Source organism: Novosphingobium ovatum (assembly GCF_009909235.1).
Classification (GTDB): Bacteria; Pseudomonadota; Alphaproteobacteria; order Sphingomonadales; family Sphingomonadaceae; genus Novosphingobium; species Novosphingobium ovatum.
In genome coordinates, this window is record NZ_JAAAPO010000005.1 from 135,022 (window position 1) to 153,621 (window position 18,600).

General features: G+C 66.0%; 16 protein-coding genes. 4 read left to right on the forward strand and 12 right to left on the reverse strand.

From position 1 onward, the window contains the following. Nucleotides 1-47 precede the first annotated feature (47 nt). Genes hemC through GTZ99_RS13010 form a run of 3 tightly spaced genes read left to right on the forward strand, consistent with a single transcriptional unit; the run spans nt 48 to nt 2,616 of the window. Entirely contained in the window at nt 48-995 is a 948-nt protein-coding gene (hemC, locus tag GTZ99_RS13000) for a hydroxymethylbilane synthase (RefSeq protein ID WP_161719558.1), read from the forward strand. Beyond that, nucleotides 995-1,747, forward strand: coding sequence for a uroporphyrinogen-III synthase (locus GTZ99_RS13005; protein WP_161720033.1), 753 nt, complete (start codon nt 995-997; stop codon nt 1,745-1,747). The genes hemC and GTZ99_RS13005 overlap by 1 nt, the downstream gene beginning before the upstream one ends. A 5-nt stretch (nt 1,748-1,752) precedes the next feature. Continuing rightward, complete coding sequence (locus GTZ99_RS13010; RefSeq protein WP_161719560.1) at nt 1,753-2,616, forward strand: MICOS complex subunit MIC60; 864 nt, start codon at nt 1,753-1,755, stop codon at nt 2,614-2,616. A 6-nt stretch (nt 2,617-2,622) separates the two neighbouring features. Here GTZ99_RS13010 and GTZ99_RS13015 read toward each other — a convergent pair whose 3' ends face one another. Continuing rightward, nucleotides 2,623-3,867 carry a UbiH/UbiF/VisC/COQ6 family ubiquinone biosynthesis hydroxylase gene (locus GTZ99_RS13015; RefSeq protein WP_161719562.1) on the reverse strand — a complete coding sequence of 415 codons (1,245 nt, stop codon included), beginning with the start codon at nt 3,865-3,867 and terminating at the stop codon, nt 2,623-2,625. 23 nt (nt 3,868-3,890) lie between these two features. Then, nucleotides 3,891-5,669 (reverse strand): alkaline phosphatase family protein, encoded by a 1,779-nt coding sequence (locus GTZ99_RS13020; protein ID WP_161719564.1) that lies wholly within the window; start codon nt 5,667-5,669, stop codon nt 3,891-3,893. A 170-nt stretch (nt 5,670-5,839) separates the two neighbouring features. Here GTZ99_RS13020 and GTZ99_RS13025 point away from each other — a divergent pair, with 170 nt between their 5' ends. Continuing rightward, nucleotides 5,840-7,984, forward strand: a complete 2,145-nt coding sequence (locus GTZ99_RS13025) for a protein-disulfide reductase DsbD family protein (RefSeq protein WP_227711334.1) — start codon at nt 5,840-5,842, stop codon at nt 7,982-7,984. Between the two features lie 417 nt (nt 7,985-8,401). Here the strand turns inward: GTZ99_RS13025 and GTZ99_RS13030 are convergent, their stop codons facing one another. The 10 genes from GTZ99_RS13030 to ccoN all read right to left on the reverse strand — a co-directional run bounded on the left by GTZ99_RS13030 (nt 8,402) and on the right by ccoN (nt 18,137). Then, nucleotides 8,402-9,715, reverse strand: coding sequence for a radical SAM protein (locus GTZ99_RS13030; RefSeq protein WP_161719566.1), 1,314 nt, complete (start codon nt 9,713-9,715; stop codon nt 8,402-8,404). 33 nt (nt 9,716-9,748) lie between these two features. Continuing rightward, entirely contained in the window at nt 9,749-10,000 is a 252-nt protein-coding gene (locus tag GTZ99_RS13035) for a hypothetical protein (RefSeq protein ID WP_161719568.1), read from the reverse strand. Continuing rightward, nucleotides 9,997-10,182 carry a cbb3-type cytochrome oxidase assembly protein CcoS gene (gene ccoS / locus GTZ99_RS13040; protein ID WP_161719570.1) on the reverse strand — a complete coding sequence of 62 codons (186 nt, stop codon included), beginning with the start codon at nt 10,180-10,182 and terminating at the stop codon, nt 9,997-9,999. Before ccoS ends, GTZ99_RS13035 begins: the two co-directional genes overlap by 4 nt. Next, nucleotides 10,179-12,422, reverse strand: a complete 2,244-nt coding sequence (locus GTZ99_RS13045; protein ID WP_161719572.1) for a heavy metal translocating P-type ATPase — start codon at nt 12,420-12,422, stop codon at nt 10,179-10,181. The genes ccoS and GTZ99_RS13045 overlap by 4 nt, the downstream gene beginning before the upstream one ends. Continuing rightward, entirely contained in the window at nt 12,422-12,952 is a 531-nt protein-coding gene (locus tag GTZ99_RS13050; RefSeq protein ID WP_227711335.1) for a FixH family protein, read from the reverse strand. Before GTZ99_RS13050 ends, GTZ99_RS13045 begins: the two co-directional genes overlap by 1 nt. A gap of 184 nt (nt 12,953-13,136) precedes the next feature. After that, on the reverse strand, nt 13,137-14,612 hold the full coding sequence (gene ccoG / locus GTZ99_RS13055) for a cytochrome c oxidase accessory protein CcoG (protein WP_161719574.1): 1,476 nt from the start codon (nt 14,610-14,612) through the stop codon (nt 13,137-13,139). Then, nucleotides 14,599-15,546 carry a cytochrome-c oxidase, cbb3-type subunit III gene (ccoP, locus tag GTZ99_RS13060; protein WP_161719576.1) on the reverse strand — a complete coding sequence of 316 codons (948 nt, stop codon included), beginning with the start codon at nt 15,544-15,546 and terminating at the stop codon, nt 14,599-14,601. The genes ccoG and ccoP overlap by 14 nt, the downstream gene beginning before the upstream one ends. After that, nucleotides 15,536-15,712 carry a cbb3-type cytochrome c oxidase subunit 3 gene (locus GTZ99_RS13065; protein ID WP_161719577.1) on the reverse strand — a complete coding sequence of 59 codons (177 nt, stop codon included), beginning with the start codon at nt 15,710-15,712 and terminating at the stop codon, nt 15,536-15,538. The genes ccoP and GTZ99_RS13065 overlap by 11 nt, the downstream gene beginning before the upstream one ends. Further along, nucleotides 15,709-16,467 carry a cytochrome-c oxidase, cbb3-type subunit II gene (gene ccoO, locus GTZ99_RS13070; protein ID WP_161719579.1) on the reverse strand — a complete coding sequence of 253 codons (759 nt, stop codon included), beginning with the start codon at nt 16,465-16,467 and terminating at the stop codon, nt 15,709-15,711. Before ccoO ends, GTZ99_RS13065 begins: the two co-directional genes overlap by 4 nt. 11 nt (nt 16,468-16,478) lie before the next feature. After that, nucleotides 16,479-18,137: a cytochrome-c oxidase, cbb3-type subunit I gene (gene ccoN, locus GTZ99_RS13075; RefSeq protein ID WP_161719581.1), complete on the reverse strand. Its 1,659-nt coding sequence runs from the start codon at nt 18,135-18,137 to the stop codon at nt 16,479-16,481. Between the last annotated feature and the right edge of the window lie 463 nt (nt 18,138-18,600).

The window sequence follows — 18,600 nt, forward strand, 5'->3', positions numbered from 1 at the left end:
TTTCAAGCGCTTCCCCTTAACGAGATTGCCGTCTAGCACAAGCGGCCATGGCTGATTCACCTGTATTCCCTGCCCGGCCGTTGCGCCTTGGCACCCGTAATTCGCCGCTTGCGATGGCGCAGGCCCACGAAACCCGCGACCGGTTGTGCGCCGCGCATGGCTGGTCGCAGGACGCGATCACGCTGGTGCCGGTGGTGGCCGGCGGGGACAAGGTGCTGGACCGCCCGCTGGCCGAAATCGGCGGCAAGGCGCTATGGACCAAGGAGTTGGACGGGTGGCTGTACCATGGCGAGATCGATCTGGCGGTGCACAGTTGCAAGGATGTCGAGACGATCCGCCCCGACTGGCTGACCATCGCCGCTTTCCTCCCGCGCGAGGATGTGCGTGACGCGCTGGTGGGCGCGGCCAGCATTGCCGATCTGCCCCCCGGCGCGCGCATCGGCACCTGCGCCCCGCGCCGCGCGGCGCAAATGCTGCACGCCCGCCCCGATCTGACCATCGTGCCGTTTCGCGGCAATGTCGCCACCCGTCTGGGCAAGCTGGCGGCCGGAGAGGCGGATGCCACGCTGCTGGCGCTGGCGGGGCTGAACCGGCTGGACAATGCGGCGGTGGGGACGGCGCTGGATGCCGATGTCTGGCTGCCCGCGCCGGCACAGGGGGCCATCGCCATCGAGTGCCGCAGCGATGACGCGGCCACCCGCGCCCTGTTGGCCGCGATTGATGACACCCCCACCCGCGCCGCCGTGCTGGCCGAGCGCGCCTTGCTGGCGGCGCTGGGCGGCAATTGCCACAGCGCGATTGCGGTGCATACGGTGGCCGATGGTGACACCATGACGCTACGCGCCCGCCTGTTCAGCCCCGATGGCGCCGACATGGTCGAGGGCAGCGCGCAGGTCACCGGGCCTGACCACGCCCCCGTCTCCGCGCTGGCCGCCGATCTGCTGGCCCGCGCGCCGGTCAGCATCACGCGCCATTTCGCTCCGCCATCGGCGTGATGCGCGCGCCGGTCATCATCATCCGCCCCGCGCCGGGTGACGCGGCCAGTCTGGCCGCCGCCGATGCGCTGGGGCTGGATGCCTTTGCCTTTCCGCTGTTTCAGGCCGCGCCCGTGGCGTGGACGCCCCCCGCGCCCGACACCTGCGACGCGCTGTTGCTGGGCAGTGCCAACGCGGTGCGGCTGGCGGGGGACGGGCTGGATGGGCTGCGACTGAAACCGGCATGGTGCGTGGGCGATGCCACCGCCGCCGCCGCCCGCGCCGCCGGGTTAAGCGTGGCGGGCGTGGGCGCGGGCGGGCTGCAACCGCTGATCGACGCGCATGCCCTGCGGATCGCGGGCGAGACCCCGCGCCTGTTGCGGCTGGCCGCGCGCGACCGGGTGGATCTGACCCCGCCCCCCGGCGTCTCCATTGCCGAGCGGATCGTCTATGCCAGCGCCCCCGTTCCGATGCCCGACACGCTGGGGCGGCTGTTGCAGACCCATGCCTTGCCCGGCTTTGTCCTGTTGCTGCATTCGGCGGCGGCGGCGCGGCATTTCATCGCGCAATGTGAACGGCTGCATATTCCGCGCCACCGCATCGCCGCCATCGCCATCGCGCCGCGCGTCACCGCCGCCTGTGGCGATCCCGCCGACTGGGCCGCGCTGGCCACCGCGCCCGTGGCCGCCGATCAGGCGATGCTGGCACTGGCGGCGCAAATGTGCCAGACACTGCAATCGGTTTTCCCTTCTGATCCGGGTTCAGGACAATAACGCGCATGATCGAGGAATTCCCCAACCAGCCGCGCGCGCAGGCCCGATCGGGCTGCTTGCGGCGCACAGGTGTGGGCCTGTTGTGTCTGGGTGCGATTCTGGGCGGCTGTCTGGGGCTGGCCTATTGGAACGGCGGGGTCCTGTGGCTGCGCGGCCACCTGCCCGCGCCCACCCCCGCTCCGGTGGCGGCCCCGGTGGGCGATGGCGCCATGGCGCGTCAGGCCGGGCTGGAAACGCGGCTGGCCACGCTGGAGGCCAAGCTGACGCAGATCACCATGACGGCGGCAACAGCGGCCGACAATGCGGGCCGAGCCGAATCGCTGCTGATCGCCTTTGCCACGCGGCGGCAGATCGATCGCGGCGCGCCGCTGGGCTATCTCGAGGCGCAGTTGAAGCACCGCTTTGGCGACACGCAGGGCGTGGCGGTGTCCACCCTGATCAACGCCGCGCATCAGCCCATCACCCGCGACCGGCTGATCGCGCGGCTGGACGCGCTGGGCCCGGGCCTGATCGATCAGGGCGCGGCCGAATCGACATGGAGCAAGATCCGCCGCGACCTGTCGGGCATGTTTGTCCTGCGCAAGGATGTGGGCGGGCCCGCGCCTGATCCGCGCATCCGTCTGGCCCATGCGCGCCAATGCCTGCAGGAAGGGCGGGTGGATGACGCCATCGCCGATATCCGCCTGATGCCAGGGGCCAAGGCGGCCGAGCAATGGATCGCCGACGCCCACCGCTATGGCGAGATCCAGCACGCGCTGGACATCATCGAAACCACCGCCCTGTTGACCCCTGCCGAGCAGGCCGAGGCCGCCCGCGTGGCGCAGCCCGCCCCGGCCCCAGCCGCGGCGGTGGTCAGCACCACGCCCTGAGCGCCGTTATTGCGCCTGTAGCAATTGCGGCAACCGGCCGCTGGTGCCGCGCGCCTCGTTCATGAAAAAGCGTTTCAGGCCCGGCATCCGCTGCACCGCGCCCATGCCGATGCGGCGCACCGCGCTGGCGGTGCGGCCCGGCACGCCAAACAGGCGCACGATGCCATCCATCACGCTCATCACGGTAAAGGTGTCCAGCGCGCGCCAGCGTTCATAACGGGTCAGCAATTGCGCGTCCCCCGGCTCCAGCCCCAGCCGCATCCCCTCGATCAACACCTCGACCAAGGCGCCCACATCGCGCAGGCCCAGGTTCAGGCCCTGCCCGGCGATGGGATGCATGCCATGCGCGGCGTCCCCCACCAGCGCCAGCCGGTCACCCACAATGCGCGTCGCGTTCTGATAGGTCAGGGGATAGCACATGCGCTGAGCGATCAGTTCCAGCCCGCCATACAACCCGTCCATCCGCTTGGCGACCTCGGCCAGAAAGGCCGCGTCCGACAGCGCCATGACGCCCGGCCCGTCCTTTGCCGGGACGGTCCAGACCAGCGCGCTGCGGTGGCGGCCATCAGGCAAATCGCGCAAGGGCAACAGCGCGAACGGCCCGGCGGAATAGAAGATCTCCCATGCCACGCCATCATGCGGCTTTTCATGGGCCAGCGCGGTGACGATGGCATGGTGGTGGTAATCCCATGCCACCAGCCCAATGCCTTCCTCGTCGCGGGTGGGGCTGCGGCGGCCTTCGGCGCCCACCATCAGGCTGCCGGTCAGCACGCGGCCATCGGCCAAAGTCGCCGCCACGCCATGGGCGTCACGCTCGCGCTTAACCACATCGGCCTGTGTGTGCCACGCGATCAGGGGCTGGTTGCGCGCCGCCTCGAACAGGGCCAGACGGATGTCGCGGTTGGCAAACATCATCCCCAGCGAGCCATCGCCCGCGTCCGGTTTGAAATCGATCCGCCCCGGCTTCATCCCGTCGGTCACGGCAATCGAGTCAATCGGGCAGCCCAGCGGGGCCAGCGCCTCGGCCAAGCCAATATTGGTGAACAGGTTCCAGCTGGCCGCGCTGATCGCGCTGGCCCGGCCATCGACGCCATCGGCGGTCAGATCGGCGGGGTCGGCGCGTTCCACGACATGCGATGACATGCCATGCCGCGCCGCCGCCAGCGCCAGCGTCATTCCCACCAGACCGCCGCCCAGAATCACCAGATCCCGGCGGTCGGCCGCCACATTGCCCTGCACAGAGTCGTTCATGCAGGGCGGCTTACGCCGATGGCTTATTTCCCGCAACTGTCCGCAGGGCCACCATCAACGTCCAGACAGCGCCCGTCGAACTGGCCCGGCGCGGTCTTCAGCCCGATCAGCGCTGCCAGCGTCGGGGCAATATCCACCGTTTCGACCGGCTGAGGCTGCTCCATGCCGGTCACGCCCCGGCGCCAGAACAGCATCGGCACGCGCCGGTCATAATCCCACACGCTGCCGTGGCCGGTAATCGTGACCGTATCGGCACGCGGCGTCAGCACCGCGACCACCGCCCGCTTCAGCGCCACATAGACATCGCCCGACCGCTGCGGATCGAATGATGCGCGCGCGCGCTGCAACAGGCTCCAGTCCTGTGGCGCCCCGACCGGAACCGACGTCGCCATGATCTGCGCGCGGGTAAACACGGCTTCCACCTGCGGATCGGCGCTCAACCGCTTGACCAATTCGGCCGAAACCGCGGCACGGGTCTCGGGGGGCAGCGCCGGGCTGATCCAATAGTCGCCGCCCACGCCATCGCTGCACACGATATTGGCCGCAGCAGGCGCGTCACTGCCAAAACAGGGCGGCAACAACTGTGTCAGTTTCAGATCGGCCGCGATGGCACGGCCCAGCGTTTCAGGCGCCAGCGGCACTTCGGCCAGATCATGGTCATGGTGGATCTCACGCGGGCGGGCGGCATGCGGCGCGCCCTGTTCGCGCAGACGCTCGGGCGTATCGATGCCGCCATGGTCGGCGGTCAACACCACCGCATAGTCCAGCCCCAACGCGTCCAGCCCCGCCAGAAACACGCCCAGCTTTTCGTCCAGCTGCTGCATCTGGATGCACATTTCCAAGCCTTCGGTGCCATAGGCATGGCCGATATAGTCGGTTGCCGACAGGCTGACCGAGAGCATGTCGGGGGCGCCGCTGGCGTTGCGGCCCAGCTTCATGTCCTTGGCCAGTTGCAGCGCCAGCGTCAGTGTTTCGGCATCGGCGCGCGGGCTGTATTTCATCTGATCGGCAGGCTTGGTCTCGTAATCGTTCAGATTGATCGGAAACCGCCCGGTACCCACGGTGCGTTCACCCGCCTTGATCGCACGGGCGCGCGGGGCGCACCACGCGGGCACGGCCATCGGCGGCGCGCCCTTGCGGATCAGGTTCAACAGGCGCATGTTGGCATCCATCACCGCAGGCGGCAGCGCGGTGCCATTATACGAATAGAACCCCTGCGCGTCATACCAGAACGCCGCGTCGGTCTTGTGCCCGCCCATCATCATCACCGCACGGTCCTTGAACGACACGGCGACATTGCGGCTTTCGGGCCATTGCTGCTTCATCATCTCGCCCAGCGTCGGCACCTTGAGGTGGAGCGGCGAGACGACCGGATTCTTGGGGCTGCTGTCGGGGTCGCGCTCGTTTTCGGCGCAATAGACGCGCTTGTCCCCGCGCGCCTGCGTCATGTCATACCATGTGTTGGCGATGATCCCGGTGCGCGCGGGATGGGCACCGGTCAGGATGGTGGAATGGCCGGGGCAGGTTTCGGTCGCGGCATGGCTTTGAAATCCGCTGGGAAACACCGCGCCGGTCTGCAACCGCGCCAGACCGCCGGTATAACGCGTGCGGTATTGGGCAAACAGATCGGCGCTGAACTGATCAATCGAGATTGCCACCAGCAGCTTGGGCGGCCCCTTGGGCGCGGGCTGGGCGGCGGGGGCGGGTTTGGCGGCGGGCGCGGGTTTGCCCTTGGCCGGGGCGGCGGCCAGCGGCGCGGCGATCAGCGCCGCCACCGCGCCTCCCAGCGCCAATGCGGTCATGCGCGAAAGAGCGTGTCGGGCAATGGCATTGGTCTTGACCACGTAGCTATCCTTGCAAAATCGCCGCAGCGGCGGCACAGCCTGTCATGGCAAGCCCGCCTTGCCGGCGCAAGAGGCCGGTAGGATCGCCCCCACCCGCACTTGCCACGAACAAAAAGGCCAGAAGCTGCATGACGTTGATCCCCGGCGGTTACCGCGTTGCGGTTGCAAATTTGTGGCATGGGCTGATGGCGGCACTGGCCGGGCTGATGCTGGCGGGCGTGACGGCAGCGCAGATGGCCCATGCGCAAGGCGAGGTGATGACCCCCGCGCCGGGGCAGGCGCGCAACCATATCCACGCCGAACTGGTCGCGGAAAGGCCCGCCAAACCGGGCGAGATCGTCTGGCTGGCGCTGCATTTCACGCCGCAGCCGGGCTGGCATGGCTATTGGGTCAATCCGGGCGACGCGGGGTTTGGCATGCGGCTGGAATGGTCGGTATTCGATGTGGCCGTGCGGGCGGCGGGGCCCGAACAATATCCCGTGCCCGAAACGCTGGTGGTCGGCGGGCTGATGAACCACGTCTATAACCACGAATATGCGGTGCTGGTGCCGTTCCAGGTGCCCGATGGCGGGCAAGGCGTCGTGCCATTGCGGTTGCATGCCGAATGGCTGGCCTGCACCGACACCACCTGCGTGCCCGAACAGGCAAATCTGCAGGTGGCGATCCGCATTGGCAGTGGCCCGGCCGACCCCCGCTTCGAAGGGTGGCGCGCCCGCCTGCCCGCCCCGCTGGACCGCGATGCGACCTATGCCATGGCGGGCGACCGACTGCGGATCGCGGTGCCCTATCCGGCCAGCGCGCCGGTTGGGGCGGCGCATCTGTTCATCGCCGGCGAACGCGTCGTGGACTATGCCGCGCCGCAAAGCTTCAGCCGCAATGGTGACACGCTGATCGTGACACTTAAACGCGCCCATAATGTAGTCACTGACAACAATCCAAAGGGCGCGGTGCTGCGTTTGAACGAGGCCGGGGACGGGCTGGTGTTCGCGCTGAAACCGGGGGTGGTGCCGCCTGATGGGGTGCCGGTGGATGTCGCGCCCAAGGGGGGCGATGCGGCCAGCCTGCCACCGCTGCCGGTGCTGTTGGCGATGGCGCTGGCGGGCGGATTATTGTTGAATATCATGCCTTGCGTCTTTCCCATCCTGTCGTTGAAGGCGCTGTCTCTGGCCCGCGCGGGTGAGTCCGAGGCTCAGGCAAGGGCCGAGGGGCTGGCCTATACGGCAGGCGTGGTGGTGGCGTGCAGCGCGCTGGGCGCGGGGCTGCTGGCGCTGCGGGCGGGGGGCGAACAGGTGGGCTGGGCGTTCCAATTGCAGGAACCCGGCGTGGTCGCCGCGCTGTTCCTGCTGGCGCTGGCGATCACCGCCAACCTGCTGGGATTGTTTGAGTTTTCTGTGCCGGGATTTGTGTCCCGGGTGGGCGGCGGAGGGCGCGGCGGGGTCAATGGCGCCTTTGCCACGGGGCTGTTGGCCGCCTTTGTCGCCACCCCCTGCACCGGCCCATTCATGGCCAGTGCGATGGGCGCCGCCCTGCTGCTGCCGGTGGGTCAGGCAATGGCGCTGTTTGTCGCGCTGGGGCTGGGAATTTCCCTGCCTTTTCTGGCAATTGCGGTGGTGCCCGCACTGCGCCGCCGGATGCCCAGGCCCGGCGCCTGGATGGGTTGGTTCCGCCGGATCATGGCCGTGCCGATGGGGCTGACGGCGCTGGCGCTGGCATGGCTGGCCTCGCGATTGGGGGGCATGTCGTTTGCCGGGGCCAGTGTGGTGCTGGGCATTGTCGTGCTGGCGGTGCTGGCGATGCTGGGCGATGGGCAGCGGCGCGGGCTGGCGCGCGGGCGATTGGCGCTGGGGATGCTGGCGGCAGTCGCGGTATGCGCGGCGGTGATCCTGCCCCGCACGGTGCGCGCGCCCGGCGCGGATTCCACCCCTGACCTGTTGAATGCGCAGCCTTTTTCACAAGACGCGCTAGATCAGGCGCGTAGCCGGGGCAAGCCGGTGTTCCTGTATTTTACCGCCGACTGGTGCCTGTCGTGCAAGGTGAACGAACGCGTCGCGATCGAGCGCGAATCGACCCGCGACGCCTTTGCCAAGGCGGGCGTGGTGGTGTTGAAGGGCGATTGGACCCGGCGCGATCCGGTCATCACCCGGTTCCTGACGGCGCAGGGCGCGGCCGGTGTGCCGCTGTATCTGTGGTATCCGGCCGGTGGTGGCGCGGCACGGCCCCTGCCTCAGGTGTTGACTGCCGATTCCTTAAGCCAGTTGGCGCAGGGGCGTTAAGCCCCGCGCCCTGGCGGGCGGGGCACAAGCGGCCATTTTTCGCACAAAAACGCCCACCCAGACGGGCAGGCGAAATAATTTGTACGCTTTGAAAACAAACCTGCCGACATTTGACTTCGGTCAAGGTCTGAAGGCGGAATCCCACATAAAAACACCTTCAAGCAAGGCGGTAGCGGTTTCGCCCTTCCGTCTTACTCAACGAGGCCCCGATCCTCACCGGTGGCATCGTTTTGGGTTTGTGGAACTTTCTCCCCACCTAGGGCGGCTGATCCTTTGGGCAGCCGTCCATTTTTTTGACTGTGCCAGAAACGCGGCAAAGGTCAATGCCCCTTCGTCAGGCGGATAATCAGGAATGCACGCAAGGGCACAGGGTGCGGCGCGCGCGCCACAGTGGCGCGCCCACGCCGCCCCGCCCGATCACACCGCCGAGCTGAAACGGCGCACCGAATCCTGACGATAGGGGTCAAACAGCGCGGCAATCGTGCGCGCATAGGGCAGGCCGCCCGGCAGGATGGTCAACCGGCCCGAATCAAGTTCAGCCAGCCCGTGATGCAGGAAAGGCGACAGCGCTTCGGCCAGCGTCAGGGCCAGCGCCCCGCCGATATCGGCATGGCCCTTGCACAACAGATCGTTGATGATCCGGCCGGTGCGCTGGTCCTCGTCACTGCGCACAATGCCCACAGCGCCGGCCAACTGATCCTGCGAGATCATCATGCGATAGCGCCCGGCGTTCTTCTCGTTCTGGACGATCACATCGGGAAAACACGAGATCGACGAGGCGCCAAGGCCCACCAGCACAGGCGCCTGATCCTCGGTAAAGCCCTGAAAATTGCGGCCCAGACGGCCGGCAACGGTGGCCTGTGCGATGGCATCGCCCGGTCGGGCGAAATGGTCAAACCCCACCGGCACATAGCCGGCATTGACCAGATAATCATGCCCGCGCGCGGCCATCATGAACCGCTCGTCCTGTCCAGGCAGGGCGGTGGCGTCGATCCGGCGCTGGCGCGGCAACATATGCGGCACATGGGCATAGCCGAACAGCGCGATGCGATCAGCCCCCAGCCGCAGCGCTTCGGACAGGCTGTGCTCCAGCATGGCCCAATCCTGCCCCGGCAGACCATACATCAGATCGTAATTCAGCGAGCGCACCCCGGCATCACGCAACAGCGTGGTGCAACGCTCGATATCCTGCGTGGGCTGGACGCGGCCGATGCGCTCCTGCAACGCGGTCTCGAACGTCTGCACGCCCAGACTGGCGCGGCTGATCCCGACAAAACGCATCACCTCGGCCCATTCAGGCGTCATGGTACGCGGGTCCAGCTCGATCGACCACACCGGGTCATCCAGGCTGAAATGCACGGTGATCGCATCGACCAGCCGGACAAAATCCAGCGGCGTGATGGCATTGGGGCTGCCCCCGCCAAAAGCGATCCGCTTAACCTTGATCCGCCCGTCCAGCTTGGGCCCGACAATCGCGATCTCGCGCGTCAGCGCCTCCAGATAGCTGGTCAGGCGGGCGCGCTTGTTGTTGGCCGCCGTGTTGCACCCGCAATACCAGCAGATCTGTTCACAAAACGGGATGTGGACATACAGCGAGACATCGCCGCTGGTCCGGCGCAGCGCCGCATCCAACGCCCCCGCCCCCACCGCCGGGGTGAATTCGGCTGCGGTCGGATAGCTGGTGTAACGGGGCACCGGCTTGGACAAGAGGTCTGGATGATAAGGCCACATGGTGCTTGTCGTAGAAGTTTTCAGGCCATCAGTTCATTGCGCCGGATCAACATCGCGTGATCGACGGTTGCGCTTGCGCGATTGCCCGGTGTGACAACCCTTGGCACAGCAGCCGGGGACGCGCGCACCGGGAATATCCTGCGCGCCCGATGGCACCTGCACGGTGCGCGCCACGCCATCGCCCGTGCACAGAGCCACCGTCAGCGCGCCGCGCGCGGCGGCCGGCGCGACGTTGAACGCGGCGGGCATCATCGCCAGCAGGCCAAACAGGCTGATCCCCCTCATTCGCCGGGCGCGCTGGTGGGCAGGACGGGCGGCAAATCATCGCCCTCGTCATCGATCAGAATGCGGGCGGCCGCGCCGTCCAAATCCTCGAACTGGCCATTGCGCAACGACCAGAAGAACGCGAACAGCCCCAGCAGCCCCATGCCCAACGCCACCGGGATCAGAAAGGCAAGGCCGGTCATTGTGCGGCCTCTGTCCCGCGCGGCGGACGCGCCGGCACCATCATCGCCAGACGCAGCGAATTGCCGATCACGATCAGCGAGCTGGTGGACATCGCCACCGCCGCCAGCAAGGGCGTCACCACCCCCATGATCGCCAGCGGCACCGCCAGCAGATTATAGCCAATCGCCAGCACGAAATTCTGCCGCACAACGCGCATCGTGTCGCGCGCGCCGGCAATGCTGCGCGGAATGGCCAACAGCGAATCGGACAGGAACACGAAATCGGCCGCTTGCCGTCCGACATCGCTGGCCGTCCCCGGCGCGACCGAGGCATCCGCCGCCGCCAGCGCCGGGCCATCGTTCAGCCCATCGCCCACCATCAACACCTTGCGCCCCGCGCCCTGCAGGCGGGCGATGGCGTCCTGCTTGTCCGTGGGGCTGGCGCTGGATTGCGCCGTCAGGTTCAGCGCGGTGGCGGCTTCGGCCACGGCCACGGCATTGTCGCCCGACAGGATGCTGGATTCCACCCCCAGCGCGCCCAGCCAGCCAATCGCGGCGCGCGCGTCCGGCCGCAAACGGTCGGCAAAGGGAATCAGCCAAATGGGATGGCCGGCAATGTCGAGTACACTGGCCATACCCCCGCTGCCAGTGGTACCGCCATTGCCGGCCAGGGTATCGGCTCCGCCCCCGGAACCGAACCCGTTCTGTGCCGGGATCTGGCGCGCGGGCCTGTCCGGGCGGCGCAAGGCAACCGCCTGCCCCTGCCACACCCCGCGCAGACCAAATCCCGCGATCTCTTCCACCTGTTCGACGGCCACCGCCGTTGCGCCGCGCGCCACCAATGCCTCGACCAAGGCGCGCGAGAGCGGGTGGCGGCTGTGGCTGGCCAGCGCCAGCGCCACGCCCGCCGCCTCGCCCGGCAATGCCGCGATCACCACCGGATCGGGCAAAGGCCGCCCCATGGTCAGCGACCCCGTCTTGTCCAGCAGCGCGCGGTTGATCATCGCCATGCGCTCCAACGCTCCGCCATCCTTGACCATTATGCCGCTGCGCATCAGCGCGCCACAGGCCACCACCTGCGCCACCGGCACCGCCAGCCCCAATGCGCAGGGGCAGGTGATGATCAGTACCGCGATGGCGATCTTCAGGCTGGTATACACCCCCGCACCGGCGATCATCCACCCGGCAAAGGACAACGCCGCCAGTGTGTGCACGGCGGGCGCATACAAGCGGCTGGCGCGGTCGGCGATGCGGACATAGGCGCTGCGATGCTGGCCCGCCGCATCCATCAGACGAGCGATCTCGGCAAGGGTCGTGTCCTTGCCCGCCGCCGTCACGCGCACGTCCACCGGCGCGTCGATGTTCAGCATGCCCGCATGCACATCATCGCCCACGGCGCCCGTCACGGCCGCGCTTTCGCCCGTCAACAGGCTGCGGTCAAAACGGCTCTCGCCGGTGGTGATCTGGCCATCGGCGGCCAAACGTTCACCTGCCGCCACACGCATCATCATGCCAGGCAACAGATCGCGCGCGGCCAGCCATTCGACGCTGCCGTCGCGGCCCACCACCATCGCGCCCGTGGCCGCCTGACGCAGCAAAGCGTCCACCCCGGCGCGCGCGCGATCGCGCATCAGCGCGTCCAGCACCCGGCCCGCCAGCAGGAACAGCAACAGCATCAGCGTCCCGTCGAACCACGCTTCCTCGCCATGGGTCAGCGTTTCATACATCGACAGGCCGGTGGCCAGAATGACGCCGATCGAGATCGGCACGTCCATATTGGTCGTCCCCCGGCGCAGCACCCGCCACGCCGAGGCAAAGAACACCCGTCCGGCATACAGGATCGCGGGCACGCCGATCATCGCCGAAAGCCAGTGGAACAGATCCTTTGTCGCGCCCTCGGCACCGGACCAGATCGACACTGACAGCAGCATGACGTTCATGCAGGCAAAACCGGCCACCGCCAGCGGCGCCAGCAAAGGCTTTACCGCGCTGGTGGGCGGCGCCAGATCATCGGCGCGCGGCTGGCTGGCAAAGCCGATGTCAGACAGCGCCGCCACCAGATCGGGCACGCCCAGCGCCGGATCATGCGTCACACTGACCTGCCGCGCCGACAGGTTGACGCGCGCCGATTGCACGCCTGCGCGCGAGGTCAGCGCCCGCTCCACCTTGCCCAGACAGCCCGCGCAATGCATCCCCGGCACCACCAGCACGGTGGAGGCCGATGCCTGTTCAGCCGTGGCAAGCGGGGCGCGGGTGGCCATTACAGGAATTCCTGCGCCCGCCACACATGGCGGCCATTGGCATCAGCGCCATCCAGCCGCAGACGCAGCCGCCAGCGGCCCGCAGGCAGGGCGTCAAACGAGACAAAGCTGCCATCGGCCTGACGGCGGAAACTGACGACGCGATCGGCCTCCTGCCCCAACGGATGCCAGGCCTCGCCGCTGAGTGCGGCGTCAGAGGGGATGGCGGCGGCATCGCTGCCCTTTAGCGTAACAGCCACGCGACCATCGGCGCGGCGCTCCACCTTGGCCGACCAGCCCAGCGCCTTTTCCTTGGCCGCCTCATCCAGCCAGACGTTGAATTCCTGGCTGGCATCATAGGCATTCTTGACTACCACGCCCGAAAAGGTGCTGGTTGCCAGAGACGCCATGTAGACATTGACCGCGATCACCACGCCGAAAAAGGCGACCATGATGATCGCCATATGCCGCCCGGTAAAGCGGAACGGCGGCTTTGCCCCCATGACATGGGGTGCGGTCGGGGCAGTGGGGATCGGCGCAATGGATGACATGGCGGGGGCTCCGTGTCGTTTGAGTTCGGGCCCGATTGCCCTGTCTTGGCGCCTTATGCTTTGCGCAGAATCAATTCAGCCACAAATCCGTAAATACGCCGATGCCGGCATTCAGGGGTATGCGCCCTGAACACCGGCATCAATCGGGGTTACGCGATGGGAACCGCCAAGCCCCCACCCTGGCTTATGGCTGCGCCTCGGGCGCGTCAAAGCGGGCGGCATAAGAGACCGAACCGCCATCAGCATCCAGCGCGCGCAGGGTAAAGGTTACCTTGTGCTCACCCGTGGTCGTGGGCGGCGCAAGCACATAGACGCGCACCGGATCGGTGCTGTCGGCAGGCACGATGCGGATGATCTTGCCCGAAGCCGATGCCATCGGCATGTCCTCGGCCCACATCTTCGCCCCCGGCACGCCGTCCAGCGACAGCTCCATCTTGCGCGGGCGCCCCTCCATGTTCTTCCACCGGACGGCATAGGCGTTGCGCACTTCGCCAGCGGAGAGCAGCATATAGGGTGGGTTGCGGTCCTTGGACACCGCCACCGAGATATGCTGACGGGTGCCCAGCATGAACAGCAGGCCCAGGCCAATCGCCGACCACACGCCCAGATAGACCAGCGTGCGCGGGTGCCAGATCAGCTTGGCATGCGCGGTGGCGGGCTGGCCGGCCTTTTCGCGCTCGGCGTCCTCCAGCGTGGCATAGTCGATCAGGCCGCGCGGGCGGCCGGTCTTGACCATCACCTGATCGCAGGCGTCAATGCACAACGCGCAGGTGATACAACCCAGCTGCGGCCCTTCGCGGATGTCGATGCCGGTGGGGCAAACGGCGGTACACAGCCCGCAATCGACGCAATCGCCCAGCGGTGCGGCACCGGGCGCCGCCTTCTTGCCACGCGGCTCACCGCGCCAGTCCTTGTAGGTGACGATCAGCGACTTTTCATCCAGCATCGCCGACTGCACACGCGGCCACGGGCACATGTAAATGCACACCTGTTCGCGCATGAACGCACCCAGCCACAGCGTGGTGCAAGTCAGCACAAACACCGTGGAATAGGCGATCGAGGCGGCCTTGCCGGCGAAGAAATCGCCAAACAGGGTCGGCGCATCGGCAAAATACAGGATCCACGCGCCACCAGTCGAAAAACTGATGAGAAGGTAGACCGTCCATTTGCTCAGACGCTTGGTGATCTTTTCGACGTTCCAAGGCTGTTTGGCCAAACGGAACTGCGCGTTGCGGTCACCATCGATCCAGCGGTCAACATGCTGGAACAGGTCGGTCCAGACGGTTTGCGGGCAGGCGTAACCACACCATGCGCGGCCCACCGCCGATGTAATCAGGAACAGGCCGATACCGGCCATGATCAGCAGGCCCGCGACGAAGTAGAACTCCTGCGGCCAGATCTCGATCGAGAACATGTAGAAGCGCCGGTGCGCCAGATCGATCAGCACCGCCTGATCGGGCGAATAAGGCCCACGGTGCCAGCGCAGCCACGGCGTGATGTAATAGACCGCCAGGCAAAAGGCCATGATGGCCCATTTCAGACGACGGAACTTGCCATCAATCTGTCGCGGGAAAACCGCTTTGCGTGCTTCATGCAACCCTTGCGGGGCAGCTTTTGGCTGCCCCGCGTTCGGTTGACCTTTGGGGTCAAGGTTGACCATTGGTCGCTCCAGATGCCGCGCCGGCGGGCGCAGGGGCGGCACCGGCCGGGGCGGGCTGCGCAAACTTTTCGCCGCCACCCAGCGAGTGCACATACACCGCGAGCATCTTGATCGTCACTGGGTCAAGTCGTCCACCCCACGCAGGCATCACGCCGGCATGTGCGTTGGTGACCGTTTCGGTCACGTCCTCACGGGTGGAGCCATACAGCCAGATCTTGTCAGCCAGATTGGGCGCACCGAACATGCGACCGCCCTTGGCGTCAGGACCGTGGCAGGCCACGCAGTTGGCGGCAAACACCGCGTTACCGCGCTGGCTGGCGGCGCTGGCAGGTTCCAGACCCGACAGGCTGCGGACATAGCTGACCACATCGGCCACCGCCGCCGGTTGCAGCATGCCATCCCGGCCAAAGGCAGGCATGGCGCTCATGCGCGTGGCCGCATCGCCCGGCTGACGGATGCCGTGCAGCAGGGTGGTGTGGATGTCGGTCAGGCTACCGCCCCACAGCCAGTCGTTGTCGTTCAGGTTGGGGTAGCCCTTGGAGCCAGCCGCGCCCGAACCATGGCAGGGCACGCAGTTCACCTTGAACGCGGCCTTGCCACCCTCGACGGCCTTGGCCATCAAGTCCTTGTTGGCGGGCAGATCCTCCAGCGAGGTCGCGGCAATCGCGTCCAGCGTGACCTGACGGTCAGCCTTGGCGGCGGCCATTTCCTGCGCCAGTTGCCCACGGCTGGTCCAGCCGAACACGCCGTGCGACCCTTCCTTCATGCCCGGCCACGATGGGTAAACCACGCAGTAGGCAATCGCGAAGATGATGCAGGCATAGAAGGTCCAGAGCCACCACCCCGGCAAGGGCGTGTTCAGTTCCTCGATGCCGTCCCACTCATGGCCCATGGTCTCGGTGCCGGTGGGCTCGTCGATACGCTTATTGGCCATTTTCGTCGTCCTCGAAAATCATGTTGGCGGCGTGGTCGGCGGTCTTGCGACCGCCGGGCAGGAACGGCCACACGCATGCCAAGGTGAAGCTGATCAGCATGCCAACCAGCCCCCAGCTGTCGGCGAAGTTGCGCAGGAGCGCATAGGTTTGGGCGCCGTCATTCATCGACCCTTCTCCCGTGCGAGATGTTCCTGCGCAGCCGCGCTGTCGACATCGACCATCGTGCCCAGCACCTGCAGATAGGCAACCAGCGCGTCCATTTCGGTCAACCGCTTGGGATTGCCGTCAAAGTCGCGGATGCTCGCCTTGGGATAGCGGGTGGCCAGATCGCCCGTGTCACCCATGCCCGCCTGCGCCTTGAGATCATCATTGGCGCGGGTGATGTCGGTCTTGGTATAAGGCACGCCGGTCAGGAAGAGCGACTTGAGCTGCGCCGAACGGTCACCGATGGCCAGATCCTTCTTTGCCAGGAACGAGTAGTTGGGCATGATCGATTCAGGCACAACGCTGCGCGGCGCCATCAGATGCTGGACATGCCAGGCATCCGAATATTTGCCGCCCACGCGGGCCAGATCCGGGCCGGTACGTTCCGAACCCCACTGGAAGGGGTGGTCGTACATCGACTCGGCCGCCAGACTGTAGTGGCCATAGCGCTCGACCTCGTCACGGAAGGGACGGATCATCTGGCTGTGGCACAGATAACAGCCCTCGCGGACGTAGATGTCGCGGCCCGCCTGTTCGAGCGGGGTGTAGGGGCGAACCCCTTTCACCTTCTCGATCGTGTTCTGGATCCAGAACAGCGGCGCGATTTCCACAATACCGCCAAACAGCACCGCGATGAAGGCGCACACGCCCAGGATAATGACATTTCGTTCCAGCGTACCGTGCCAGGCGAAAGGTTGCTTGGTTTGAGCAGACATGGCGTTTCCCCTCACGCTGCGTTGGCGGCGACCACAGGCTGGTCGGCGGCGGGGTTGTATTCCACATTGTACATCGGCGCTTCGTCACGCAGCGGGCTGCCGGCGATCGTCTTCCAGACGTTGATCACCATGAACACCGCACCCGACAGGTACAGCACACCGCCCAGACCACGCAGAACATACATGGGATGGATGGCAGCCACCGAGTCGGCAAAGCTGTTCACCAGATAGCCGGTGGCGCCATATTCACGCCACATCAGGCCCTGCGTGATACCGGCCACCCACATGCTGGCGGCATAGAACACGATGCCCACAGTAGCGGTCCAGAAGTGCCAGTTGATCATGCGCAGGCTGTACATGCGCTCGCGGTTCCACAGGCGCGGCACCAGGTAGTAGATGGCGCCGAACGAAACCATGCCGTTCCAACCCAGCGCACCCGAGTGCACGTGGCCGATCGTCCAGTTGGTGTAGTGCGAGAGCGAGTTCACCGACTTCACCGACATCATCGGACCTTCAAAGGTCGACATGCCGTAGAAGGCGATGGACATCACGAACATGCGCAGGATCGGATCGGTGCGCAGCTTGTCCCAGGCGCCATTCAGCGTCATCAGGCCGTTGATCATGCCGCCCCAGCTGGGCATCCACAGCATGACCGAGAACACCATGCCCAGCGTCTGCGCCCAGTCGGGCAGCGCGGTATAGTGCAAGTGGTGCGGACCTGCCCAGATGTACAGGAAGATCAGCGCCCAGAAGTGGATGATCGACAGACGGTAGGAATAGACCGGACGCTGGGCCTGCTTGGGCACAAAGTAATACATCATGCCAAGGAAGCCCGCCGTCAGGAAGAAACCCACGGCGTTATGACCATACCACCACTGCACCATGGCACCTTGAACGCCAGCGAAAACGCTGATCGACTGCGAGCCAAGGAAGCTGACGGGGATGGCGGCGTTATTGACCAGATGCAGCAGCGCAACGGTCAGGATCATCGACAGGTAGAACCAGTTGGCCACATAGATGTGCGGCTCCGAACGCTTGAGGATCGTGCCCCCAAAAACGATCAGATAGGCCACCCAGACCACGGTGAGCCACAGGTCGACATACCATTCAGGCTCGGCATATTCCTTGCCCTGGCTGATGCCCAGCAGGTACCCGGTGGCGGCCAGCACGATAAACAGCTGGTAGCCCCAGAATACGAAACGGGCGAGGCCGGGGAAGGCCAGCCTCGCCCGGCAGGTGCGCTGAACGACGTAAAATGACGTCCCGATCAGCACATTGCCTCCGAAAGCGAAGATGACCGCCGAAGTATGCAGCGGGCGCATACGGCCAAAGTTGAACCAGGGCTCGAGATTCAGGTCGGGAAATGCGAGCTGAAACGCGATCAGCACGCCGACCAGAAAACCGGCAAAGCCCCAGAACACCATGGCGATAACGCCCCAACGGATGACGTCGTCGTAGTATTTCGACTCCGACGGCGCCGGTTCCGACTGGCCCTTGGCCAGCAGGCTATAGTTCGGCTTTGAAATGGAAAACCAAAGGCCGACGAGGCACGCAAGGCCGACAGTGCCCATTTGAATGGCAAAGCCGGTATCCTTGGCGACCACGACAGCCACGACGGATGCAAGCAAAAGCACAAGCCAGATGCTGGCTCGTGAGAGTACGGTAACCATGAGCCTTCCCTCTCATGACGTGATGTCACTAGGCTGCCCATGGGCCCAGCCCCCGGAAACCACATTGATTCCCGTCAAAATCCTCTTAATCCTTCGGTATGAGGCCGGGTATGCGGCGGTGTGCCCCTATTATGGGGCCATATGGCCCATCCGCCGGGCCTCCAGACCAGCGGCAACGCATTGACGCAGATGACGGCGCGCAGGAATCGCCGGCAGCAAGCACCCTGCGCGACTCGGGGCACAGAATCGCTCCCCGGTGATCGCGCCCATCCGCTACTACGGATTTCGCAGGTACGTGCGCAAACTTGATGCAAAAGCGCCACACAGTGTCACCACAAAAGCGCTATTTTGATTCCGCGCAAAACTTCGCTTGCGCATGATCAATGCTGCACCGCCCTATCCGTCGCAATTGAGCCTCAACGCCGCGCAGGACTGGTTCACATCGGGTGAACGGCGCGGCGCA